Genomic DNA, 23,160 nt, shown 5'->3' with positions numbered 1-23,160 from the left:
AGTCCGTTTTAATATTTCATACGCTTTTGAAGAAAGCATTCTATTTATCTTATTTTCTTCAATTTTGGGAAACAGTTTGTAACCTGAATATACTAACGATAGGCATAATTTGTTGCTAAGTCTATTTTTCTTTAATATTGTGCCAAGCACCATTCTTTAGTTTCTTGGTCGGCAAAGGATGCTTCTACACTATTTAAATAAATTTGTCGATAATCTTCTTCACTTAGATTAAATTCATTGTTAACTAAATGGATTTCTTTTGCCATTGTAGTATCTGATACTGTTCTGTTATCCGTATTAAATGTCACTTTTATTCCATCTTTATGAAACTTATAAATAGGATGTTCAGAATAATGATGAACAGCTTTCGTTTGGACATTACTTGTTGGACACATTTCAAGCACTACCTGTCTTTCTTTTACAATCTTATATGCCTCGGCACAATCTTTAATAAATACTCCGTGTCCTATTCTTTCAGCACCCAACAGTTCAACAGCCTCTAGAACGTTTTTACCAATTCCTGTTTCACCGGCATGAATAGTGACTCTGTAGCCATATTCTTTGGCTAAAGCGATTGGATCTACAAATTTTTCACAAAAGCCTTCTTCTTCAGATGCACATAGGTCAATTGCCACTACACCTTCTCCAAGGAACTTTTTCCCCTTTTCAACCACCTCGAATGCACTTTCAACAGACATCGTCCTCATGCAAGACAGGATTATATTTCCCTTTATTTCGTAACGGCTTTCAGCGTCCCTCATACCATCTATAACAGCTTGAATAACTTCTTCAACACTAAGACCTTGTAGTGTGTGAAGTAACGGGGCAAATCTGACTTCTAAATATTTCACATTTTCTCTTGCTGCATTCTCAAATAGCTCAAAAGTAATTCTTCTTAAGTTCTCCTTAGACTGCATTACTAAATTAGGAAGAGAAAATCTTTTTAAATATTCATCAAGGGATTCACATTCTAACGGAGCAATCAGCTCCTTTTGTAGTTCATCCTTATCAAAAGTAGGTAACTGAATGCCTTCCTTCTGTGCAATATCGATAATAGTTTCAGCCCTAAGGCTTCCGTCCAAATGACAGTGTAGTTCAATTTTTGGCAATGCTAAAAAGTTCATTATTGACCTCCTGAAATAAATGTTTAGATTAAAATACAAAAAAATTCCTGACCACAAAGAAAATACAAGTATTGTACTTTCTTCGTAATCAGGAATTTCGGTTCCTGGTAGAGACCCCCAAACCATATTATTGGGGTTATACGAAATATTATTGTTTTCATTTACGATTTTTAATATGATAATAGAAAAATTTCGGGTTGTCAACATGATCTATAAGGATATTCAGGATGTCTTGTAATCTAACAATTTCTACTACCACTTCTCGAATGAAAATTTTTTAGATATAGAAATGATTGATATCCAAAATTCTCTTTGCCAGAAGATGTTTAAAATTAATTGTGGCAATAGATGTACTTCAGTTCCGTATCAGTTTATAACTCATATCATTGGAAAGAAATATACAATTTCACTAATATATTGACACAAAAAACACTTTGTCGTAGATTTAAAGTAATTGCATAAAAGCATTAGGTGCCCATTGCGGGAGAATAGGGAATAAAGTGAAAAGCTTTAGCGGTCCCACCACTGTAAAAAGGGAGTTTCATAGAGAATGCCACTAGCATCGTTCTGGGAAGGTTCTATGAAATGTTGAAATTGAGCCAGGAGACCTGCCTATCTGCTTCGGTTATATAGACGATGGAAAAGTCTGTAGTTTATTTGTTATGGAATAAACTACAGGCTTTTTATTTTTTCTCTAAATCATTCTTCGAGTAACAAGGGCAAAAAAGAAAGGGGAAATTTTCATGCAATTATTACAACAAACGATTCAAAACATTCAAAGTGCTGACAATAAAATGATGGAGAAGGCAAGGGAACGCATAGATGCACTTTGCAAACCTCCTGGAAGCTTGGGCAAACTGGAGGCACTTGCTGTACAACTATCCGGAATAACAGGAGACCTATTTCCTGCGATTGATAATAAAGCGATAATTGTCTGTGCAGCAGATCATGGTGTTTGTGATGAAGGGGTAACACCTAATCCACAAAATGTGACGGTCTTTCAAACATTAAATTTTCCTAGAGGAGGAACAGGAGTCTGTGCTATCGCAAAAATTACAGATGCTAAAATTGTCACAGTAGACGTTGGTGTAAAAGAAGATATTCCACATGATGCTGGTGTTATCATAAAAAAAATTAAATATGGAACGGACAATATGGCAAAAGGTCCTGCTATGTCAAGGGAAGAAGCCATTCAATCCATTGAAGTAGGAATTGAGGTAGCAACGGAAGAAATCAAAAAAGGAATCAATGTACTCGGGACAGGTGAAATGGGGATTGGTAATACGACTCCAAGTGCTGCAATATTATCGGTTCTTCACGAATGTCATCCAAATGAAGTGACAGGCTTTGGTGCAGGAGTAGGACCAGGGGGGATAGCACATAAAGTAGAAGTCATTTACAATGCTATTGCATTAAATAAACCAAATCGTGATGATGCTATTGATATTCTTGCAAAGGTCGGTGGATTAGAAATAGGCGCTATGGCTGGAGTGATACTTGCCGCAGCTGCACATCGTAAACCGGTTGTTATTGATGGCTTTATTTCTACTATTGCTGCACTTATTGCATACGAACTCGAACCCAACGTAAAAGACTATATCATTCCATCTCATGCCTCTGAAGAACCAGGTGCAAAAATTGCTGCTGAAATGCTCGGAGTTGAACCAATGCTACAGATGAATATGCGATTAGGAGAGGGCTCTGGTGCAGCTTTAGCCTTTCCTATTTTGGACGCAGCTTGCTCTATGATGAAAAATATGGCTACTTTAGAAGAAGCTATGTTGCTGTTGAAAAATTAACTTTAGTCGCTGCTGTGGATGCACGGAGTTTGAGATAAATAAGGAATTTATAAATTCGAAACAAGCCCAAATCTGATATTTGGGCTTGTTATTATGCAGCAGTATAGCTATGCTCGATTCAACCTCCGCAACGGTAAACGCCATTTCTTCATATATGAAAGTATTCTTAATACTGTGATCACACCAAATAATACATATAAAAAGAGATCCCCTGAAAATTGTTGAAGTCCGATGATAAGCCCGGCTAGTGCTGCCCAAACACCATAGACTTCATCACGGAGGACTAATGGTTGTCGTCTAGCTAATAAATCACGAACAATTCCACCACCAGATCCTGTTAAGACAGCAGCTACAATAACGGCACTAATAGGCATATCAAGCTTGACTGCATAAAGGGCACCCTGAATTGCAAATGCCGATAACCCAATAGCGTCAGTGAAATTGCCCCAGCGATGCCAATGCTGAATAAGTCGGTGTGGAAATAAGAAAAAAATTGTTATGGCTGCAATGGCAATTTGGAACATCATATCCTGCCCCCACAGTGTTGTTACAGGTAAACCTATAAGTAAGTTTCGTATAGCTCCACCACCGAAAGCAGTTACGATACCGAGTATATATACACCGAATATATCGTATTCTTCCTCCATTGCAATTATTGCCCCGGAAATAGCGAAGGCAATTGTTCCAATAATACTAAAAAACTCCCAAGCCAACCCTGTCACCCCTTATGTGAATAAATCATTTCATGTTGTTGGAGAATACATACTAGAAAACATTAAAGTCTCCTTTTTGTATCTAAAAGTTTTTACATAGTAAAGCATTGACTTGCGATTTTGAATTATCAGATATCAAATATCTTATTATAGCAGAATTAAATAGATTTTAGTTTGAATTAAGTTTAGCGCCTAATGCAATTTTTGCAGGCAAGCTCACAAATTGTTAAGATAAGATTTGAACAAATGTGAAATGGAGAAGAACATAATGACTTTTACAACCAATTTATCGGAAGAAACGCTAGCATTAGCTGCTAAAATAGAGGAAAAGGTACGCCCTTTTCATGCAAGGGTAGAAGAAATGGCGTTCTTCAATCAACAAAAAGTGCTTGCTGCTTTTCGAAAGAATCAAGTAAGTGACTATCATCTGCACCCGTCTAATGGTTATGGCTATGATGATGAGGGGCGTGACAACCTAGAACGAGTGTATGCAGAGGTCTTTGGAGCGGAGGCTGCTATTGTACGTCCGCAAATTATTTCCGGTACACATGCAATCACACTTAGCTTATTCGGAGTGCTTCGTCCTGGTGATGAGTTACTTTATATTTCAGGTCAGCCGTACGATACATTGCAATCAATAGTCGATGGTGGCGATAAGGATACTGGCTCGTTAAAAGATTATAAAATCGGTTATAGCCATGTGGATTTAATCGATAATCAAGCAATTGATTGGGAAGGTGTTGCAGCCGCAATTACACCAAACACTAAAATGATTGCTATTCAACGTTCGAAGGGTTATGCAACACGCCCATCATTTACTATTTCACAAATTACAGAAATGTGTATGAAAATTCGTGAATTAGCACCGAATGCAGTTATTTTCGTTGATAATTGCTACGGTGAATTTGTTGAGGCACAGGAACCGACAGAGGTTGGAGCTGATTTAATGGCAGGTTCACTCATTAAAAATCCTGGTGGAGGCTTAGCAAAAATTGGTGGTTATATTGCGGGGCGTGCAGATTTAGTAGAAAAATGTGCTTATCGTATGACATCACCAGGTATTGGTGCTGAAGCAGGAGCAACATTAAATACGCTTGGTGACTTCTATCAAGGATTTTTCCTTGCACCACATGTTGTATCGCAAGCGTTAAAAGGTGCCATTTTCACAGCTGCTATGCTAGAGGAAATTGGCATGAATACATCACCAAGCTTTGATGCTAATCGTACGGATTTAATCCAATCGGTTTCTTTCCAAACCGCGGAACAAATGATTGCTTTTTGTCGTGAAATTCAAGCGAACTCACCAATTAATGCGCATTATGCACCAGAGCCAGCGTATATGCCTGGTTATGAGGATGATGTCATCATGGCAGCCGGAACATTTATTCAAGGTTCAAGTATCGAGCTTACAGCAGACGGTCCTATTCGTCCGCCATTTACAGCATTTATTCAAGGTGGTTTAACATACGAGCACGTAAAATTTGCTATTTGTAGTGCTGTTCAAAAAATCCAAAAATAAATAAAGGAAAACTATTCAAAACTTCCATTTTGAATAGTTTTTTTATTTATGGATGAAAAATTGAAGATACATTTGTTAAAACGTATCCCATTTATATAAGTTGATTGGAGTGGAGACTTGGCGACTCCTTGGGGATTAGCGGCTCATCGGACGCCCCCAGGAAAGCGCCAAGTCGGAACGGAAATCAACCCCGCGTTAGGATCATAAACATAGTTTTTTACAATTTTTCGTCAGTTCAAAAAAATTATTTTCTTTCATGTTAGGAAACCTTACATGAGTGGTTGACAGTGTAATTTTTTCGTTATATTATTAGCAGGTATTGGAGGGGACTTAAATGAGTCGTGAAATTAGACGAACTATGCCGTTATTATCTATGAATATCGTAATGCAATTGACCGAGCTTTCGGCACGTCAGATTCGTTATTATGAAGAACACCATTTAATTGAGCCGCACCGAACAGAAGGCAACCGTCGAATGTTTTCGTTAAATGACGTCGATGCATTGCTGGAAATTAAAGATTACTTGGAACAGGGCATGAACATGGCAAAAATTAAAAAGCTGTTTGCTAAAAAGAATGAGCCTGTTTCATCAGATGAACCTAATTTAAGCGACTCAGAATTACGTCGCATCATGCGTGAGGAAATGCTTCAAGCGCAGCGCATGCAAAAATCATCCATCCGTCGTGGGGATTTATCTCGATTCTATTAATAAAAAGCAACATCATTAATTACTTAATTAATAGGGTAGGGTAATGATAAAAAAGCTAGACATTTTATAGGAGTGTGGAAAACTGTGGGTAAATACACAAAAGAGGACATTAAACGTCTAATCGAGGAAAAAAACGTAAGCTTTATACGTCTACAATTTACGGATATTCTTGGCACAATCAAAAATGTTGAGATTCCTGTAAGTCAATTGGACAAAGCTCTAGAAAATAAAATGATGTTTGATGGCTCATCTATTGAGGGCTTCGTACGTATCGAAGAATCAGATATGTATTTATATCCTGACTTGGATACTTTCGTAGTGTTCCCTTGGACTTCTGAAAAAGGGAAAGTAGCACGTTTCATCTGTGATGTATTCACTGCTAAAGGCGAGCCGTTTGCTGGTGACCCACGAAACAATTTAAAACGTATCCTAAAGAAAATGGAAGACATGGGCTTCACAAGCTTCAATTTAGGGCCTGAGCCAGAATTCTTCTTATTTAAATTAGATGCAAAAGGTGAACCGACACTAGAAGTAAATGACCACGGTGGTTACTTCGACTTAGCACCAACTGATCTTGGCGAAAACTGCCGTCGTGATATCGTATTAGAGCTAGAAGAAATGGGCTTCGAAATTGAAGCATCTCACCATGAGGTAGCTCCTGGACAACACGAAATTGACTTTAAATATGCAGACGCAATCACAGCTTGTGACAATATTCAAACGTTCAAATTAGTTGTTAAAACAATTGCTCGTAAACACGGTCTACATGCTACATTTATGCCAAAACCATTATTCGGTGAAGCTGGCTCTGGTATGCACTTCAACGTTTCATTATTTAAAGGTAAAGAAAATGCATTCTACGATGAATCTACTGAACTAGGACTTTCTGAAACAGCAATGCAATTCATGGCAGGTGTACTTGCACACGTTCAAGGCTTCACAGCTGTGACAAACCCAACAGTTAACTCTTATAAACGTCTTGTACCGGGTTATGAAGCACCATGTTATGTTGCGTGGTCAGCTCAAAACCGTTCACCACTTATCCGTATCCCATCAGCACGTGGTCTTTCAACTCGTGTAGAAGTACGTTCTGTGGACCCATCTGCTAATCCGTATTTAGCGATGGCTGTTATTTTAGAAGCTGGACTTGAAGGTATTCGCCGCGACTTAACACCACCAGCTGCTATTAACCGTAACATCTATGTGATGTCTGATGAAGAGCGTAAAGCGAATGGAATCGCAAACTTACCAGCAGCACTTGATGATGCTTTAGTATTACTTGCTCAAGATGAAGTAGCGCAAGCAGCTTTAGGTGAGCATATCTATGCAAACTTTAAAGAGGCAAAAGAAATCGAGTTTGACATGTATCGTACAACGGTACACCAATGGGAACGCGATCAATATTTGAAAATGTACTAAAAATATTAACCGAGCACCTAGTAAAGGTGCTCGGTTTTTCTTTTGAAATTAAGAGTTTAATAGCAAATGATAGAAATTAGACATTTTCATAAGAAAGTGCTTTTAAATATAAAAAATAGAAGCGATGAGGCATTTTTAACCTCATCGCATATTTTTTAATAGCCCATATGATGATGACCCATATGATGATGGTCCATGTGATGGTGATGGTGTCCCATATGGTGGTGATGATGATGCGGCATATGGCAAGGATCAGGTGGCATTTCACAAAGTGTGTGAGTTTCGCAACATTCATTCACTACACACTCAGTGCAAGGGAAATGATACTGATGATCAATTATATGTTTATTAACTGTTGTTACATGTGCTGGCTGTACATGTGGTACAACTGTATGGATGTAGTTAGTGCGTACATATTCCTCTGGCGGACAACAATGTGGTGGCTCAAATTGAGTTGGACAATGTTGTGGTGGACAACAATGTGGACCTTTTGCATGATGATGGTGATGCATATGCTGCATGTGATGCATATGCTGCATATGATGCATATGTCTTTCCATGATAAAACCTCCTGTTTTGATAAGTTGTGGTTCATAATTAACATATGAGATAAAAGACAATCTGGTCTATTTGTATGCCTATTAAGGGCTGGTTAAATCTCTTAGGCAATCAAAATAGGTATGATTCATGGAGAGTTTCACCAAATTTCAACTTCTTTTAGACTTCAGCAACTGTAAAATTGAGCTTTGTTGAAAGGGAATGGTGCAAAGAAGAAATGCAGATAATATTAGCAGAGAATAATAATATTATTAAAATTTTTGATTGAATAAAAATACATTTTGTTGTAGAATTAATCGGTATGTTGTTGGTTTACGATAGTTTTTAAATTCATAAAAATGAATGATAGTGATTATTCTAAAAGATTTAATGCATAGAATTTTGCATTGCGGATGTTAATGATAAAAAGTAGTGTTTGGGCATTCCTTTATTACTTTTTTAAGGGATGTTTTTTATTTTGTCCTTCATTAACTGCTCGTAAATGCCAGATTGATGAATGAAACTCTTTATACTGATATACATTTCTTGGTGGTTTTACAGTACCTAACAAGCTTGATGTATAAAACTTCGAAAAAACCTAAAGAAATGAGGCTTTAAATGATGAAAAAATATCCTTCTTCTACATACTTTTTCTTCATAATTCCGTCTCTTATTGGTGTCCTATTATTCATGACACCGGTCTTAACGGAAGATGGATGGAAAGTTCCAATAGCTATTTTAGCAAATTTGTTAGCAGGCTTAGTTGCTCCTATTATTAGTTATTTTACTATAATCATGTTTGCGATTTCGGCAATTGGTTCACTCATTGCCAAATTTATTCCGCGAAATAATACAAAAGAGCCTAGTATTTTAGATACATTATTTTATGTAAATTGGTTCTGGACAATTATAAGAGTCATTGGTTTAGTATTTGCCTCAATGGTTGTCTTTAATTTTGGACCATCTGCGATTAATAATGAAAATACTGGTGGATTATTAATGAATCCAGACGGTGGTTTAGTAACATTTTTATTTACGATTTTCTTATTTGCAGGCTTGTTATTACCATTTTTAACAAACTTCGGGTTACTTGAATTTTTCGGAACGATGATGGTAAAAATCATGCGTCCTCTTTTTAAAAGCCCAGGTCGTTCGTCGGTTGATGCACTTACATCGTGGGTTGGCGATGGAACAATTGGTGTTCTTATGACGAGTAAGCAATATGAAATGGGGAACTACACGAAAAAAGAGTCTGCCATTATTGCAACGAGTTTCTCTGTAGTATCCATTACATTCTGTATCGTAGTATTAGATACAGTGCATTTATCACGCTATTTTATTCCATATTATTTAACGGTTGTCCTTTGTGGTCTTGTGTTAGCGGTTATTATGCCACGGATTTTTCCACTTGCTAACAAAGAAGATACTTATATCGACGGTACACCAGTAGATTTATCACGTGAGGAATTACCAGAAGGCTATAATTCGGTGTCCCACGGCTTAGAAAATGCTTTAGCTGTTGCGCATGCCAATCGTGATCCACGTCAATTTTTGAAGGATGGATTTAGAAATGTCTTGGATTTATGGGTTGGTGTAGCACCGGTCGTTATGGCATTTGGTACGGTTGCTTTAATGCTTGCTGAATTCACTAATATTTTTGCATTTTTAGGAAAGCCATTTGAACCAATTTTAGCTGTGCTTGGTTTACCAGAAGCAGCTGAGGCAGCGCAAACGATGGTTGTTGGCTTTGCGGACATGTTCTTACCTTCAATTTTAGGAGCAGGAATTGAAGCTGAAACGACGCGATTTGTGATTGCAGTTGTTTCTGTGACACAGCTTATTTATATGTCTGAGGTCGGTGGGCTTATTTTAGGTACAAAAATTCCACTGAAATTTTTAGATCTAGTTGTTATTTTCTTAATTCGTACGATTATTTCACTCCCAATCGCAGCATTAGTTGCACATTTACTATTTTAGAACTTATAAAGCGATTGTTCGTATTTATTAATGCGACAATTGCTTTTTTCTTTATCTAAATTCGTATGTTATAAGAGAATATCCATTGCAAAAATGCTAATTGACTTTCCTTATGATGAAAAAATGATACATAAATTCATTGAGTTGGGAAAAACTACACTTAAAGTGATACTGAGGTGATAAAATGGATAGAATTTTTTCTCTCTGCTTAAGTTCCTGTTATTTGTTATTTTCTCAACCAAGTGATGCCTATATCAATGATTCGCCCAGTTCTTATGAAGAAATTTATCCTGAAATAGGCTATAAAACGGTTGAAACAGCTGCCTCCGATTTTGAACGGCACTATCATCAAGGGCTAAAGCTACCACTTCGAGTACCGCCTATTAGTTTTACACATCATTTTGGTCGGTTTAATAATCTTGATGGTGACATGAATGATTTTTTTGAAGTTACATTTATTAATAATCAACTTCCTGAGCATCATTATAAAATAACGGTTCGGCCTGTTCAATTTAAATACCCATCTAAAAAGGAAAATATAGTAAAGATATTCGAATTGAAAAATGGAACGACTTCAATTTATATGGAAATATCAGGTTTCAATGTACTTGCTTTTGAAAGAGAAGAATGGCAATATATGTTGTGGATTGACAAGAGAGTTTCAAATAAGGTGACACCTGAAGTTTTAGTCGACATTGCCAATTCCATTGATTATACAATGCAAGAGGATGAACGTGGATAATAAAAAATGCCAAGACCTTTAACTTCTTTCAGCGGGTGTCCAAACCCCGCTGAAAGAAGTTAAAGCCTCCGGCGGGTGTCACGGAATCGGAAAGGAGCGCTTTGTGCAAGCACGAAGCCTATTCCGGACGCAATTATGCCAAGGCATAATTGATTGAGATCTTGGCATCAATTTTTTAGAAAGCACCCCAAATATCCATAGCTTGAATTAGGCGGGATTGACCGAAGCATTTCGAATTGCCATTGTTATGATAGAGTAAAGTAATACACTGAAAACAAATAAACTACTTAATAGAGTAAAGGTAGATATATTTGATAGTAGGTCAAACAAAGAAGAATACCACTTGAAGATGATTGTAACAATTGGAATTAAGCCAAGTAACCCTATAAAACTGTATCCGCCAATAGTTCCTAAGCGATAAAAGACAACATTCAATAAAAGGCCAGCTGTTAGGAAGAAGAGCAGTATAACAGTATCTAAAGTCATCATTTGTAAAAATGATGGGGAATTATTAATAAGTAAAATAGGATGGATAATGAATATGTTAGAAATGTAAGTCATTATTTTATGTGCACTAGCAATAATGAATGCCCCTACTAAGCTCCAACAGATGAAAAAGAGCCCCACATTAAACATATATTGCAAGCGACTTAAACCAAGCTTTAAAAAATAGGGTAAGGTTTTATTTAGTAGTTTTGCCGCCATATTACCGTAAAAAATATAGACAGGTATTGAAACAGAGAGTGCAATGAACATATTTTGTCCAAAGAAATTATCTAAGAATACCGTAAATAGGATGATTGAAAATAAAATACACCAAAAAGTTATAATTCGTTTTTTATAGCTTTGAATTAATACATAAAAGCTTCCTTGTATTGTATTCATTTTATAGTCCTCGCTTTCTGTTGTTTACTTAAATACACCAACATCTCCTGTAACGACACACCTTCAAGTGTAATATTCTGTCCTTTAATAGGTTGACCATTAGAGTAGACAATTGCAGTTAACTCCTGCATAAATATATGTTTATAGATAACCTCTAGGTCAGTAATTGCCTGCTCAACATCGGAAGCACTACCTTTTACTGCAACAATATGCTTATGCCATTCATCAGCCGTTTTTTGGAGTAGCAATTGTCCCTCATGTAGAATAAGTATCTCCTCGAACAGATCACTTGCCTCATCAATTAGGTGTGTTGATAAAATAAACAATCTCGGATTGTCAGTTTGCTGTTCAATTAATAAATCATAAAATGTATTTCGAGCAGCAACATCAAGTCCAATGTAAGGCTCATCAAAAATCGTAATCGCTGTATTACTCGCAAAGCCTGTGATAATACCTAACGCAGACACCATACCTTTTGATAAACTACGAACTTTATCTTTTGGATTTAGAGCAAAAACTTCTAATAGCTCCATTGCAAGATTCTCATCCCATTTAGGATAAAAGAAGCTATTCGCCTTTAACGTTTGTGCAATGGTCATTTCCTCTTGAAAGTTTCCGCTCTCTGCAACAAAACAAATGTCACGTAAAGTGGCAGGTTCATTGAAAACATTTTCTCCATTCACAGAGATGTTCCCATTGGTTGTAGAGATTAGTCCGGATAATAAATTTAAGAATGTTGTTTTGCCAGCGCCATTATGTCCCAGAAAACCAACGATCTTTGGTCCTTCAATGGTAAATGTGATATTTTTTAAAGCTTCCTTGTGTTTATATGATTTACTAACATTTTTCACTTCAATTTTCATACGTTAACCCCTTTGTAACATATTTTGTAATTCTACATCTGAAATACCTAATCTTATTGCTTCTTTCTTCAATGGCTCTATATGTTGTTGGAAAAAAGCTTCCTTGCGCTCTGCAATTAATATCCCACGCGCATCAGTACTGACAAACATCCCGACGCCGCGTTTTTTATAAATTACGCCTTTGTCCACTAATTCGTTCACACCCTTCCCAGCTGTTGCAGGATTAATTTGATATTCTTTTGCAAATTCATTTGTGGATGGAATGCGATCTTCGGGTTGTAGCTGTCCATCTAGAATTGCATCCTCTATTCGTTCACGAATTTGCTGGAAAATGGGCTTTTCATTATTTAAAGAATGGATCGTCATCCACCTCCTTGGTCAATTGGTTAATTACTCATGTAACTAACTATATAACGACAGGATTTTTTTGTCAATTATTTTGATGTGAAAAAATTAGTGTACAGAACAAATAAAGTTGTAGGGGATATTATTTCATCCGAAGCTTTAGCGCGTGGGAACCGTAAATTTTAAGGTATTTCAAACCCTTTTCAAAAGCAATAAAAGGTGCATAATGTTTTTAATTCCAGCTCTATATAAAAAATAGTTGACTGAATGTATTCATTAAGTTAGTATAACTAACGAATAAGAAAGAGGTTCATAGCGCATACCCTCTATAAAAAACTATGGATGACGTCATTTACGCCATATCCCCAAAAATGCGGATATGGCTATTTTTTTTTATTAGGTTTAATGCGTAATGGACTTCTCTCAACTTGAGGAGGAAATTTTATGGCAGGAAGAAATGAAGAACAAGGCTTGCAGGATTTAACACTCCTTGGCAACCAAAATACAAAATATTTATTTGAATACTCACCAGAGATACTTGAAGCGGTCGATAACTTACATACGAAAAATGACTTTTTTGTAAAATTTAATTGCCCAGAATTCACAAGTCTATGCCCAATGACAGGGCAGCCTGATTTTGCGACAATGTATATTTCTTTTATTCCGGATAAAAAGCTAGTAGAGAGTAAATCTTTAAAGCTCTATCTATTTAGCTTCCGTAATCACGGGGACTTTCATGAGGATTGTGTCAACATCATCATGAATGATTTGATTAAGCTGATCGAGCCACGCTATATTGAAGTATGGGGCAAGTTTACACCGCGTGGAGGCTTATCCATTGATCCTTGGTGTAATTATGGTCGCCCAGGCACGAAATATGAAAAAATGGCAGAGCATCGTTTGATGAACCATGATATGTATCCCGAAAAGGTGGATAATCGCTGATGCTTTACTATTTAAATGGATTGTTTGTTGGCTTTTTAATTTTAGCGAATGTTTTAGCTGTTAAAGTGTTTAGTATAGGTGAATGGATGATGCTTCCGGCTGCTGCGATTTTAATTATTTTCACGTATCCTCTTATTGATGTAATTTGTGAAGTATATGGCAAAGAAGCGGGTGGCCGCACGGTAAGAACAGGGCTTATTGCACAAGTGTTTGCGGCATGCTTTATTGCAATTGCCATTGCACTACCACCTGCACAAGCATTTGTTCATCAGCAGGAATTTGAGACAATTCTCGGCGGCAGTATGCGTGTCATTATTGCAAGTCTTGTAGCCTATACGGTCAGTGTTAATTTGGATGTAGTGATATTTAATAAATTTAAGGAAAAGCATGGGAGCGGTAAGCTTTGGCTTCGAAACAATGCTTCTACGATGTTAAGCCAACTCATCGATACTGCCTTATTTATTTCAATAGCCTTTTATGGAATAATGCCAATTAAAGTGTTATTGACATTATTTATAACACAGTATTTATTTAAATTTTTTGCGTCCATTATAGCAACTCCACTTGTTTACGGGCTAGTTTTCGTTGCGCGAAGATTTGATAAACGTAAAGGCTTTGAACCATCTCATTACTGAGATGATTCAAAGTGATGAAAAATAAAAATGGGGATATTAGAAATGTTGTGGCCTTACTTTTCTTTGTTGTTGCTTATGCTTAGCAACTCTCCGCTTTGCTTTCGCAGGAAAGTAACCAGTCGGAACGAACTCCCTAGTTTTGCCAAAGAGCTATACTTTATTTCATTAACATAATAGATTTTCAACAACACGAAGCCATCTCATTGGAGATGGCTTTTTAATACGTGCTTTCCCAATCAAATACGCTCTATAAGGTAAGAACGAAATGATTTTTATAAAGAACATACAGATAATCAAGCTCGAAATAGCGTGAGTACTTGAAAAAGGTAGAAGGAATTTGCGCTGTATATGGGACTAGATATTCTTGAAAAAGTCAATGAACAAATATACCGAATGAGCTAGCATCGCCCTCAAAACATTCCACTCATACACCATCTCAATCACCCATTTATACTCAAGTTTGAAGGCATCAATCAACAAGATACATTCTAACTATTTATGAGTAAAGCACTCGTAGTAAAACCTATTGATATATAGATTTTGGGAGAGATGCCCATGGCTCTTCTACGGAAGTTGATGGAACTCTCACAATGCGAATATAGGAATCTCTCTTATTCCACGTTAATTGCTCCATTTTTGCATATGTGCCATGTAACGGCGAGCATATACTGTGGATGAGAAGGGAGGAGGTGAACATTTATGAGAATTAACTGGATGATCCGTTTTCAGCATAAACCATTTTTATTTGCGCTATTTTCGTTGATTTTGTTACTCGCACAGCAAGTAGCAACTATGTTTGGCTATGACATAACGAGTGCAATGAGTGAGCAGGCAACGCACATCTTAAATACCGTATTATCCATTTTCGTTTTAATAGGGGTTGTAGTAGATCCAACTACACGGGGAACCAGTGATAGTGAACGTGCTTTAATGTATCGAAGACCTAGATAAACGGTGGGTAAAAATAAATCAAAAGTGTAATTTTACAATAAGGATAAATATGTTATAATGTTAAAAAATTGATAATGTAGGGAGGATGATTGGATGTCGCTTGAAATGGAGCGGAGGGTTGCCATGCTCGAGCAGGAAATGATGGATTTACGGCATGAGTTAGAGGGCTTAAAGCGTCAACAATCTGTTGATAAAACAAGTACATTGAACGCCAGAAAATCCATTATTGAACAATCAACGCCAAAACTAGCGCAAAACCTAAAGCCAGATTCAAACTTGGAACCAAAGCCAAAAACAATGCCAGCTCCAGAAAAAAAGAAGGAGCCACAGCGAACATTGGAAGAGCGTATTATGTGGGCACTTCCAAAATTATTTATGGTAATTTTAGTGATGGGGGTGCTTTGGGGTCTTAAACTTGTTAGTGATTATGGCTATTTATCGAATGAGGTTAAAATCATCCTCGCCTTTGCATTGTCGCTAGCCTTAGCAGCAATAGCTTATGTGCTGGAGCGTAAAAAAATAGGGTCATCAGCCATCACAATTTCATTATACGGTGGGGCATTTATTGTTGGGATATTAACAACAGCCGCAGGTGCGATATTGTATGAAGTTATAGGTTTAACGATGGCGCTTGTTATTGCCGTCGTTTATATCGGATACGGTATTGCTATTAGCTATTTAAAGAAAAACGAAGTACTAACAATATTCGTAGCGTTTACCTCATTATTACTACCTTATTTACTAGAATATATGGATTTTAGTCCAATAATTATTTTAATATATGTTGTAGTTCTATTTACGATGCTACAATTTGTCATTCATCAACACAAGCAGAAATTAGCTCTCTATATAGCAACCTTTTTCTCAGAGCTAGCTGTCAGCATTATAGCGTTTATGAACCATGACAATCGAGTTGTTTTTGCGATAGGTTTCCTAGTTGTTCTAACTATTTTTTACACGAGTTGGTGCCGTTTATATAATGCAGAGTCTAAACTGAAATATATTCATGTCGGACTCCAATTTAGCCTAGGAGCTTTTAGTTTATTGCTCTTGAACTTTATTATTAGTCCAATTGAATATAGCGAAGCACTATTACTCATATTAGTTTGCTTGTTTGCAGCTTTAGCGGGTTATGGCTATAAGCAAAAATGGCAGGAGGCATTTGATAGTGCCGTAACACTCGCATTTATTACACTATGTAATACGCTATTAGTTATGAACTTTCCAGAGAAAGTGGATCATTTGCTAATCCCGTTCATCACCTTTGCAGGCGTTATGATGAGTTTACGTTTACGAATTAGTTTGATGAAGGTTGTCAGCTCATTTTCCTTTATGATCACACTCGCGTTAAGTTTTATCATTCATGAGCCAACACCACTTTTCAGCATAGATCATGCTAGTTTGATCATGCCGGGAATATATCTCCTGATTATATATCTATACGCAAGACGTCCAAAAGAGACACTGACTGTATTTGAAAAGTTAATGAAAGATCTATATGTGATTGACTTTTTAGCAGTAATAACAACTGGTTATTTCTTAGCCTATATCGGAAAGCTGGATGGAACATACTTTGCAGGTGCTGGTAATATTCTACATCTAATGTGCATCATCCTCGCTTTACTTTTCGCGGGATCACTTTTAGTACCGACAAAATATAAAGGGCGTGCATTAACGCCGGTCCTTAGTGTCTTTTTCATTCTTTTCACACTAATGATTGAAATTATTCCGTATAATATGCAAGGTGACGACTGGTTAAATATAGTAACGAGAATAGTATATATCGCTGTTATCGTAGCAATTGTGATTGATTTACTGATGAATGGGCGCATTTATCAAATCTATCAAGAACAAATAGAGAAACTTTTGAACCCGATTGTAAGTGCAGGCATTGTTCTTACTATGATCTCTGTTTGGGGTCTCATATCCCAACTTTCCTATAATAGTTTGCTTGATTGGAAACTAAGCATTGCCTTCTCAACAATTACACTATTCCTAACAGCGAGTATTTCACTGTGGATTAGCACTGTACGCAACTTACGAACAGTACGCTTGACAGGTTTTATCATCTTAGTCATTGCGTTTATTAAACTTATATTCTTTGATTTGTCAGCACTAGACTTATTAATACGAGCAGTCTTGTTTATCACGATTGGTGGAATAGGGTTGCTGTTGTCGGGTAGGTTGTTGAGGAAATGATAGAAAAGAGATTCCAATGTAGTGTTGGAATCTCTTTTTATTATTATTGTTCTAATAACTCATTTTCTTTAATTAATTTATTTGCATCTCCGATTACTGTATGACCTGAAGAAGGCGGGGTAATAGTGCTTTCGGTAAATGTAACTGAGGTACCCCCATTAGCTTTTAAATTATCGCAAATAATAGCTCCTTTAATGTGAGCACCTTCCTCTAATGTTACTTTAGCATTGGGTGCAACTATGTGTTGACCATTTGCATTAGTACCTCCTTTAAATGTTACTTTATTTGCACCAGTATAAATATTGCCGGTTATCCCAACACCACCAGTAAAAGTTAAGTCAGCTTGTTTAGAATACAATGAAGCTGCAGTTTGGGTTTCATTAGCGATAGTAATGGGGAAGGAACCATTGTAAAAGAAATTTATTTGATTAGCATCTCCATTTTTATTTAAGGATCCCTTTAAATTAAACGTATTATTTATATATATATTTAGTTTTCCAGTCCCGATAATTTTTATATGACCTTGCAAAATATTTAAATCCTCAATATAAAGATTTTTATCGGTATCACCAACATTTATTGTTAGTGTATTGTTCTGATCAACTTTGAATTGTTTAAAATGAGTGTCTTCTGTTAATTGCAATGTATAGTTATTAGTCAGCCAATTATCAGCTAAAAAGTTCCCGTTATTTATAATTAAAGTTTTATTCCCTTGGCTATTGGAAATTTCTTTATTTGGCGGTGTCGGTATTTCAGATAATTGTTGAAACTTTTCCTCGGGAAATGGAGGAAGGATTGTTGTCCCTGGATAGCTACTGCTATGAGTTAGCTTTTCATTTAGATTTCCCATCCAAGAAGGGTACTGAAAATTCCCACTTGGGGCACCAACAGTACCTGTAATAGAAGAACCACCATCTAATGATATTATTCCGATATCAGTCGCCACATTACCGTTAATCGTTGCACTTCCTGTTAATGTTATGTCACCTTTTGTTTGCACAGCGAATTCAGGTGTGAAAGTACCAATATTATCATCATCATTGTTGTTGGTCGTTTTTTCAATATCAAGTATGAAATCAATAGTTTGTTTTAACTCTCTGTTTTGAGAAGGAGATTCTTCAAAATATCCAATTGAGCTAATAGAATAACGTAAATATTCTTTAGGGTCTTTTTGCAAAGTCACTTTTGCAATAGGTATTTTACCAAGCTGCTTTTCAAAATTATTAAAAATGGTGGGCTTTGGTTTTAAAAGTTGATCCATAAGAGTTAAAACATTTGTCTCATATAACTCTTTAAACTTTTCGTATGTTTTTTCCTTTATAGGTAAACTATTATATTGTTCTTTCGCTAATTGATAAGCTTCATTTGCCTTTTCTAACAATATAGCTTTTTCGTAATTAATACCTGCTTCAGCAATATAAAAAATTGATTGATCTTCTCGTTCATGTTTAGAGATTTTAAGGGTATTTGTTGATACTACAAGCAAACCCAACCCTAAAATTGTTACTAAAATAATCGCTAAGAATACCAATGGGAATGTAAAACCATCTTCATTTAAACATTTATCTTTTAATTTCTGCATTAATCACCACTCCTAAAGAATAACTGTGTAGAAATTCTGTGGCCGTTTTTGTTCTCTATATTAAAAGTGATTGAATTAGAATTATCAATTAGGGTGAAAACCTTAATATTTGTTGCAATCACTTCGTTGTTACGGCTCACGGTATTGTTTTCATTATTGAATGAATAGGTATATTGAACGGAGTTGTCTTCGTTTTTAAATGTTGAAATTTTTGAATCGTATGTAATCGTTCTTCTCATATCTTTCGTAAGGAGCTTTAAAACGTAGGACAATTCTTTAAGCTGTTCATTATTGGAAAGCTGTTTGTTGTTTGTTTCGCTACTAGATACAAGAATGTTCATAAGAATTGTGGAAACGATGCCTAAAATAACAATAACGGCAAGTACTTCAACAAGTGTTAAACCACGATTATTGATTATTATCCTCATTAGCTCACTCCCTACTGTAAATATTCTCCATTGTACTTTTTAAAACATCACCCTTATAAACATTAATGATTATGCTATCTAGTAATTCAAATTGGCAATGGCGTTTAATAGTTAACTCAAAACGTACATCATTTTGCTGTTTTTCAAAAGTCCAAATTGTAGAAAATCCAATATCATCTTTGTTTCCGCAGGAAGCGGTTTGAGGTGGGCCATCACTTTTATAATTTAAGCTTGAGGCTAATTGTTCCTCAGTTTTCCCCTTTATTTTTTTAAATACATTTTCCATTTCAGTTTGGGCTAGATAAGTAGAATCGATTATTGTACTTGAGGTTTTGGAAGTTTTGTTTGATTGAATAAAGAGACCATAGAATGACAGCAGTATTATTGTAATTAAAATAAGGGAAGCGAATACTTCAATTAATGTAAATCCTTTGTCGTTTTTTATTGTTTTTTTCAATAATATTGCTCCTTTCAATATGTTTTTTCATATTTAAAGTAACGAATTATTATTTCCACCTATTATATAGTGAAAATGGTGTAATTCATATTACCTATTAAAGAGTATATATATTGATGATACTACATTATAACTATTGAAAAGTAGTCTATTTTTCGAATATTTTCCAAAAAACAGGGAAAGTTTTTATTTATATTGGGATAAAAGTAGTGTAAAAAAATATAAAATGTAGTATCCTGTATTTCAAGGTGAGTACATAGTTATAATTCATTGATTCATTTGAAATTATTTAGATTTAGAAAAGGGAGGGGCAGGCTTGTGAAAAGATTCATAACATTAGCGATTTTATTGATTGGTACTGTAATAATTGTTGCGGTCTGTCTGCCGAATTTTATATTAAATGGCACCGTTTTTGCTAAGGGAGAGATAGAGGGTTCGACGATTGGTGGAATCGAAATTGAAGGTATAAAACTTGCGAGTTTAGAATTGACCTTACAATCAGCGGTTACAGATTGGCAAGAGACAGAAATGGAAGTTAGTGGTGAAGGAAATGTTACAACCATTGATTCTAAGCAAATTACTTTTGATATTGAGGCTGCGATTGCTCAATTTGAAAGCCAGACAAAAAAGCCTTGGTATGCATTTTGGCAAAAGGAAAAAATCGTACATATTCCAATCCCAGTAACTCTTAGTGATTCAGTTACTCAAAAAATTGAGTCTGTTGCTGTTTGGGAAACAGATAAAACGCTGAATAATATAACAATGCAGGCTAGTTACTTGAGAAATCATGAAGTTGAAGCAGTCATTAATAATGAGTTTGAGGCAACAGAAGAAAGAATCGCTTTTCAAATTGCTGATATACCATCAGAAGTACAAGGGATTTCTAAAATAATATCGTCATTAAATGAAGTAATGATAGGTCCTGATCAATCTATGTCGATGCTTACTTTATTGGGAGAAAACGCAGATGAAGTAAATAAAGATGGCTTAGATTTTGTAGCATCGATGCTGTATAGTGTACTACTTCAAACAGATTATGAAATTCTAGAAAGGCACTCACAGCAAGTCATACCTTCGTACTTACAACAAGGTATTGAAGCAGATGTAAACCCTTTATTAGGAAAAGATCTCCAGTTTATTAATAAGTCAAATAAACCTGGGAAACTGAAAACAACGCTTGAGGGAAATAAATTAAAAATAGAAATCTTTGCACCGACAAAGGACAAGGATATTACAGTTCGTGTAAGCAAAGATAAAATTGTTAAACCTCGTATTATTTATCGCTATACGGATGATTTAAAGGTAGGTCGAGAGCGTGTAGAGCAAGAAGGTCAAGAAGGTGTTCGTATTGAGGTTTACCGTTCAATTGTAGAGAATGGTGCAACGAAAGAACAATTAGTAAGCAAAGATTACTATGCACCGCAAAATCGGATAGTGACTCGCTCGTCGAAAGAGCCTGTTCCTGTGACGGCTCCAACACCAAAAGACGGGACATCAGATCCAGATTTACAAATGGATTTAAATGGCGATGGTTTACCCGATACTGAAACATCTTCGGTCAATTCTACACAAAAAGATGGACCTGAAATTGTCTATGGCTACTATGACAAGGGTGGTAATTTCGTACAAACAAGTCCTTAATGAATGGGGGGATAACATATGGTAGCGAAGGCAGGACGTAAACGTTTAGGAGATTTACTTGTTGAATCAGGCGTAATTACAGTAGAACAATTGGATTACGCATTAAAAACAAAAATGAAAAATGAGAAGTTAGGGGATTTTCTTATTAAAGAAAATTTCTTAACAGAGCAACAACTTATTGAAGTACTAGAATTTCAGCTTGGTATTCCACATATTAGCTTAAATCAATTTTCTATAAGTCCTGAATTATTGCAATTAATTCCAGCAGAGCTTGCGAAGCGGACAAATATTATGCCAATTCGTAAAGAGAAAAATAAATTATTTATCGCAATGGAAGATCCTATGGATTATTTTGCAATAGAGGAAGTACGAATGACGACCGGCTGTCAAATAGAGACGAGTATCGCAGCTAAAGATGATTTATATCGCACGATTACAAAATACTATGATTTACAGGAATCTATGGATGCAGCGCTGTTAGATATAGGCGCAACGGTGGCTGATACCCAGGAAGAAATCGAAAATGAAGATTCTCCGATTGTTCGATTAGTGAATCAGATCATAGCGAATGGCGTTGCACAGCGAGCAAGTGATATTCATTTTGACCCACAAGAAACGGAACTACGTGTTCGTTATCGAGTAGACGGTGTCCTTCGTACGGAACGATCATTGCCAAAGCATATGCAAAATGTTGTGCTTGCTCGTATAAAAATTATGGGTAACTTAAACATTACTGAAAACCGTATTCCACAGGATGGTCGTATTAAGACTAATGTTAATTTCAGACCTGTAGATATTCGATTAGCAACATTGCCAACCGTCTATGGGGAAAAGGTCGTTATGCGGATTTTAGATTTAACTAATGCGGCAAATGATATTGAAAAACTAGGCTTAAGTGTGTGCAATGAAACTCTTTTCCGCAAAATGATTGCTCATCCAAATGGCATTATGCTTATCACGGGCCCAACAGGCTCAGGGAAATCCTCCACTTTATACGCTGCTCTTACTCATCTAAATGAGGAGGGCGTTAACATTATTACAGTAGAGGACCCTGTTGAGTATCAATTAGATGGCATCAATCAGATCCAAGTAAAGGAAGAGGTTGGTTTAACTTTTGCAGTCGGATTACGTTCGATTTTACGACAGGATCCTGACATTGTAATGATTGGAGAAATTCGTGATCTTGAAACGGCACAAATTGCGGTTCGAGCTTCATTAACAGGACATTTGGTATTAAGTACATTACATACAAATAATGCAGTAGAATCCATTTCACGCTTACATGATATGGGGATTGAACCCTTTCTTTTGTCCTCATCACTCATAGGAATTATGGCACAACGACTAGTACGAAAAGTCTGTCGAGATTGTGCAGAACCATATGTATTTACTACACGTGAACTTGAAATACTAGAGGAGAATGGTATAGAGGGTGTAACTCATGGTAGGAAAGGGCGCGGATGCCCCGCTTGTAATCATACTGGTTATCGTGGACGTATGGCTATTCATGAAATTTTACCGGTCGATCGACAAGTAAAAGATATGATTTTAAGCCGCATGGGGGATATGGTTTTACAAGATTATATGAAGCAAAAGGGTTATCACACATTATTAGTAGATGGTCTTTTAAAGGTCGTAGCTGGACAAACGACCACATCAGAAATTTTACGCGTGGCAAGCGCAGACTAGG

The 23,160-nt window shown here is 36.2% G+C and carries 21 protein-coding genes and 2 riboswitches; of the genes, 12 read left to right on the top strand and 9 right to left on the bottom strand.

The window, feature by feature from the left end; genetic code table 11:
* Positions 1–131: 131 nt before the first annotated feature.
* Positions 132–1,124 carry an adenosine deaminase gene (add, locus tag ACFVT8_RS10330; RefSeq protein ID WP_387080153.1) on the bottom strand — a complete coding sequence of 331 codons (993 nt, stop codon included), beginning with the start codon at positions 1,122–1,124 and terminating at the stop codon, positions 132–134.
* Between the two features lie 65 nt (positions 1,125–1,189).
* Positions 1,190–1,288, bottom strand: a riboswitch (purine riboswitch).
* Positions 1,289–1,576: 288 nt separating this feature from the next.
* Positions 1,577–1,754: riboswitch (cobalamin riboswitch) on the top strand.
* Between the two features lie 113 nt (positions 1,755–1,867).
* Between add and cobT the strand changes: the two genes are divergently transcribed.
* A complete protein-coding gene (cobT, locus tag ACFVT8_RS10325; protein ID WP_387080155.1) occupies positions 1,868–2,923 on the top strand; it encodes a nicotinate-nucleotide--dimethylbenzimidazole phosphoribosyltransferase in 1,056 nt (351 codons plus the stop codon).
* A 107-nt stretch (positions 2,924–3,030) separates the two neighbouring features.
* Here cobT and ACFVT8_RS10320 read toward each other — a convergent pair whose 3' ends face one another.
* Complete coding sequence (locus ACFVT8_RS10320; protein WP_387080157.1) at positions 3,031–3,636, bottom strand: trimeric intracellular cation channel family protein; 606 nt, start codon at positions 3,634–3,636, stop codon at positions 3,031–3,033.
* A gap of 268 nt (positions 3,637–3,904) precedes the next feature.
* Between ACFVT8_RS10320 and ACFVT8_RS10315 the strand changes: the two genes are divergently transcribed.
* The 3 genes from ACFVT8_RS10315 (at position 3,905) to glnA (ending at position 7,283) form a co-directional block, all read left to right on the top strand.
* Positions 3,905–5,155, top strand: a complete 1,251-nt coding sequence (locus tag ACFVT8_RS10315; RefSeq protein WP_387080158.1) for a methionine gamma-lyase family protein — start codon at positions 3,905–3,907, stop codon at positions 5,153–5,155.
* A gap of 334 nt (positions 5,156–5,489) precedes the next feature.
* Positions 5,490–5,864 carry a MerR family transcriptional regulator gene (locus ACFVT8_RS10310; RefSeq protein ID WP_387080160.1) on the top strand — a complete coding sequence of 125 codons (375 nt, stop codon included), beginning with the start codon at positions 5,490–5,492 and terminating at the stop codon, positions 5,862–5,864.
* Positions 5,865–5,948: 84 nt separating this feature from the next.
* Positions 5,949–7,283, top strand: coding sequence for a type I glutamate--ammonia ligase (glnA, locus tag ACFVT8_RS10305; RefSeq protein WP_387080162.1), 1,335 nt, complete (start codon positions 5,949–5,951; stop codon positions 7,281–7,283).
* Between the two features lie 155 nt (positions 7,284–7,438).
* Here glnA and ACFVT8_RS10300 read toward each other — a convergent pair whose 3' ends face one another.
* The gene (locus ACFVT8_RS10300) at positions 7,439–7,843 is read right to left on the bottom strand and encodes a CotD family spore coat protein (protein WP_387080164.1); all 405 of its coding nucleotides are present in this window, start codon (positions 7,841–7,843) and stop codon (positions 7,439–7,441) included.
* Between the two features lie 598 nt (positions 7,844–8,441).
* Here ACFVT8_RS10300 and ACFVT8_RS10295 point away from each other — a divergent pair.
* Together ACFVT8_RS10295 and ACFVT8_RS10290 are read left to right on the top strand one after the other, a co-directional pair.
* Positions 8,442–9,797 (top strand): YjiH family protein, encoded by a 1,356-nt coding sequence (locus ACFVT8_RS10295; RefSeq protein ID WP_387081491.1) that lies wholly within the window; start codon positions 8,442–8,444, stop codon positions 9,795–9,797.
* 184 nt (positions 9,798–9,981) lie between these two features.
* The gene (locus ACFVT8_RS10290) at positions 9,982–10,539 is read left to right on the top strand and encodes a hypothetical protein (protein WP_387080165.1); all 558 of its coding nucleotides are present in this window, start codon (positions 9,982–9,984) and stop codon (positions 10,537–10,539) included.
* A 207-nt stretch (positions 10,540–10,746) separates the two neighbouring features.
* On the opposite strand, the gene ACFVT8_RS10285 is transcribed toward ACFVT8_RS10290, so the two are convergent.
* From ACFVT8_RS10285 to ACFVT8_RS10275, 3 genes are read right to left on the bottom strand one after another with little or no spacing between them, the layout of a single operon-like run.
* Positions 10,747–11,424, bottom strand: coding sequence for a hypothetical protein (locus ACFVT8_RS10285; RefSeq protein ID WP_387080166.1), 678 nt, complete (start codon positions 11,422–11,424; stop codon positions 10,747–10,749).
* Complete coding sequence (locus tag ACFVT8_RS10280) at positions 11,421–12,287, bottom strand: ABC transporter ATP-binding protein (RefSeq protein WP_387080168.1); 867 nt, start codon at positions 12,285–12,287, stop codon at positions 11,421–11,423. Before ACFVT8_RS10280 ends, ACFVT8_RS10285 begins: the two co-directional genes overlap by 4 nt.
* 3 nt (positions 12,288–12,290) lie before the next feature.
* A complete protein-coding gene (locus tag ACFVT8_RS10275; protein ID WP_387080169.1) occupies positions 12,291–12,653 on the bottom strand; it encodes a GntR family transcriptional regulator in 363 nt (120 codons plus the stop codon).
* Between the two features lie 423 nt (positions 12,654–13,076).
* Here ACFVT8_RS10275 and queF point away from each other — a divergent pair, with 423 nt between their 5' ends.
* From queF to ACFVT8_RS10255, 4 genes are all read left to right on the top strand, one after another.
* Complete coding sequence (gene queF, locus ACFVT8_RS10270; RefSeq protein WP_049668571.1) at positions 13,077–13,577, top strand: preQ(1) synthase; 501 nt, start codon at positions 13,077–13,079, stop codon at positions 13,575–13,577.
* On the top strand, positions 13,577–14,212 hold the full coding sequence (locus tag ACFVT8_RS10265) for a queuosine precursor transporter (protein WP_387080171.1): 636 nt from the start codon (positions 13,577–13,579) through the stop codon (positions 14,210–14,212). The genes queF and ACFVT8_RS10265 overlap by 1 nt, the downstream gene beginning before the upstream one ends.
* Before the next feature lie 699 nt (positions 14,213–14,911).
* A complete protein-coding gene (locus ACFVT8_RS10260; protein ID WP_387080173.1) occupies positions 14,912–15,163 on the top strand; it encodes a phage holin in 252 nt (83 codons plus the stop codon).
* 93 nt (positions 15,164–15,256) lie between these two features.
* Positions 15,257–17,362 (top strand): DUF2339 domain-containing protein, encoded by a 2,106-nt coding sequence (locus ACFVT8_RS10255; protein ID WP_387080175.1) that lies wholly within the window; start codon positions 15,257–15,259, stop codon positions 17,360–17,362.
* A gap of 43 nt (positions 17,363–17,405) precedes the next feature.
* On the opposite strand, the gene ACFVT8_RS10250 is transcribed toward ACFVT8_RS10255, so the two are convergent.
* Genes ACFVT8_RS10250 through ACFVT8_RS10240 form a run of 3 tightly spaced genes read right to left on the bottom strand, consistent with a single transcriptional unit; the run spans position 17,406 to position 19,829 of the window.
* The gene (locus tag ACFVT8_RS10250) at positions 17,406–18,944 is read right to left on the bottom strand and encodes a DUF7305 domain-containing protein (RefSeq protein ID WP_387080177.1); all 1,539 of its coding nucleotides are present in this window, start codon (positions 18,942–18,944) and stop codon (positions 17,406–17,408) included.
* Positions 18,944–19,372 carry a PulJ/GspJ family protein gene (locus ACFVT8_RS10245; RefSeq protein ID WP_387080179.1) on the bottom strand — a complete coding sequence of 143 codons (429 nt, stop codon included), beginning with the start codon at positions 19,370–19,372 and terminating at the stop codon, positions 18,944–18,946. Before ACFVT8_RS10245 ends, ACFVT8_RS10250 begins: the two co-directional genes overlap by 1 nt.
* 4 nt (positions 19,373–19,376) lie before the next feature.
* On the bottom strand, positions 19,377–19,829 hold the full coding sequence (locus ACFVT8_RS10240) for a prepilin-type N-terminal cleavage/methylation domain-containing protein (protein WP_387080181.1): 453 nt from the start codon (positions 19,827–19,829) through the stop codon (positions 19,377–19,379).
* 318 nt (positions 19,830–20,147) lie between these two features.
* Between ACFVT8_RS10240 and ACFVT8_RS10235 the strand changes: the two genes are divergently transcribed.
* On the top strand, positions 20,148–21,470 hold the full coding sequence (locus ACFVT8_RS10235) for a VanW family protein (RefSeq protein WP_387080183.1): 1,323 nt from the start codon (positions 20,148–20,150) through the stop codon (positions 21,468–21,470).
* An 18-nt stretch (positions 21,471–21,488) separates the two neighbouring features.
* Positions 21,489–23,159 (top strand): GspE/PulE family protein, encoded by a 1,671-nt coding sequence (locus ACFVT8_RS10230; protein ID WP_387080184.1) that lies wholly within the window; start codon positions 21,489–21,491, stop codon positions 23,157–23,159.
* Position 23,160 lies beyond the last annotated feature (1 nt).

The organism is Lysinibacillus sp. NPDC058147 (assembly GCF_042884205.1).
Lineage (GTDB): Bacteria > Bacillota > Bacilli > Bacillales_A > Planococcaceae > Lysinibacillus.
This window is presented reverse-complemented; position numbering and strand designations above follow the sequence as displayed.

Excerpts from the sequence above, each read along its gene's own strand:
- add (WP_387080153.1), bottom strand. The coding sequence starts at position 1,124 with ATGAACTTTTTAGCATTGCCAAAAATTGAACTACACTGTCATTTGGAC.
- cobT (WP_387080155.1), top strand. The coding sequence starts at position 1,868 with ATGCAATTATTACAACAAACGATTCAAAACATTCAAAGTGCTGACAAT.
- ACFVT8_RS10315 (WP_387080158.1), top strand. The coding sequence starts at position 3,905 with ATGACTTTTACAACCAATTTATCGGAAGAAACGCTAGCATTAGCTGCT.
- ACFVT8_RS10310 (WP_387080160.1), top strand. The coding sequence starts at position 5,490 with ATGAGTCGTGAAATTAGACGAACTATGCCGTTATTATCTATGAATATC.
- ACFVT8_RS10300 (WP_387080164.1), bottom strand. The coding sequence starts at position 7,843 with ATGGAAAGACATATGCATCATATGCAGCATATGCATCACATGCAGCAT.
- ACFVT8_RS10295 (WP_387081491.1), top strand. The coding sequence starts at position 8,442 with ATGAAAAAATATCCTTCTTCTACATACTTTTTCTTCATAATTCCGTCT.
- ACFVT8_RS10290 (WP_387080165.1), top strand. The coding sequence starts at position 9,982 with ATGGATAGAATTTTTTCTCTCTGCTTAAGTTCCTGTTATTTGTTATTT.
- ACFVT8_RS10285 (WP_387080166.1), bottom strand. The coding sequence starts at position 11,424 with ATGAATACAATACAAGGAAGCTTTTATGTATTAATTCAAAGCTATAAA.
- ACFVT8_RS10280 (WP_387080168.1), bottom strand. The coding sequence starts at position 12,287 with ATGAAAATTGAAGTGAAAAATGTTAGTAAATCATATAAACACAAGGAA.
- ACFVT8_RS10275 (WP_387080169.1), bottom strand. The coding sequence starts at position 12,653 with ATGACGATCCATTCTTTAAATAATGAAAAGCCCATTTTCCAGCAAATT.
- queF (WP_049668571.1), top strand. The coding sequence starts at position 13,077 with ATGGCAGGAAGAAATGAAGAACAAGGCTTGCAGGATTTAACACTCCTT.
- ACFVT8_RS10265 (WP_387080171.1), top strand. The coding sequence starts at position 13,577 with ATGCTTTACTATTTAAATGGATTGTTTGTTGGCTTTTTAATTTTAGCG.
- ACFVT8_RS10260 (WP_387080173.1), top strand. The coding sequence starts at position 14,912 with ATGAGAATTAACTGGATGATCCGTTTTCAGCATAAACCATTTTTATTT.
- ACFVT8_RS10255 (WP_387080175.1), top strand. The coding sequence starts at position 15,257 with ATGTCGCTTGAAATGGAGCGGAGGGTTGCCATGCTCGAGCAGGAAATG.
- ACFVT8_RS10250 (WP_387080177.1), bottom strand. The coding sequence starts at position 18,944 with ATGCAGAAATTAAAAGATAAATGTTTAAATGAAGATGGTTTTACATTC.
- ACFVT8_RS10245 (WP_387080179.1), bottom strand. The coding sequence starts at position 19,372 with ATGAGGATAATAATCAATAATCGTGGTTTAACACTTGTTGAAGTACTT.
- ACFVT8_RS10230 (WP_387080184.1), top strand. The coding sequence starts at position 21,489 with ATGGTAGCGAAGGCAGGACGTAAACGTTTAGGAGATTTACTTGTTGAA.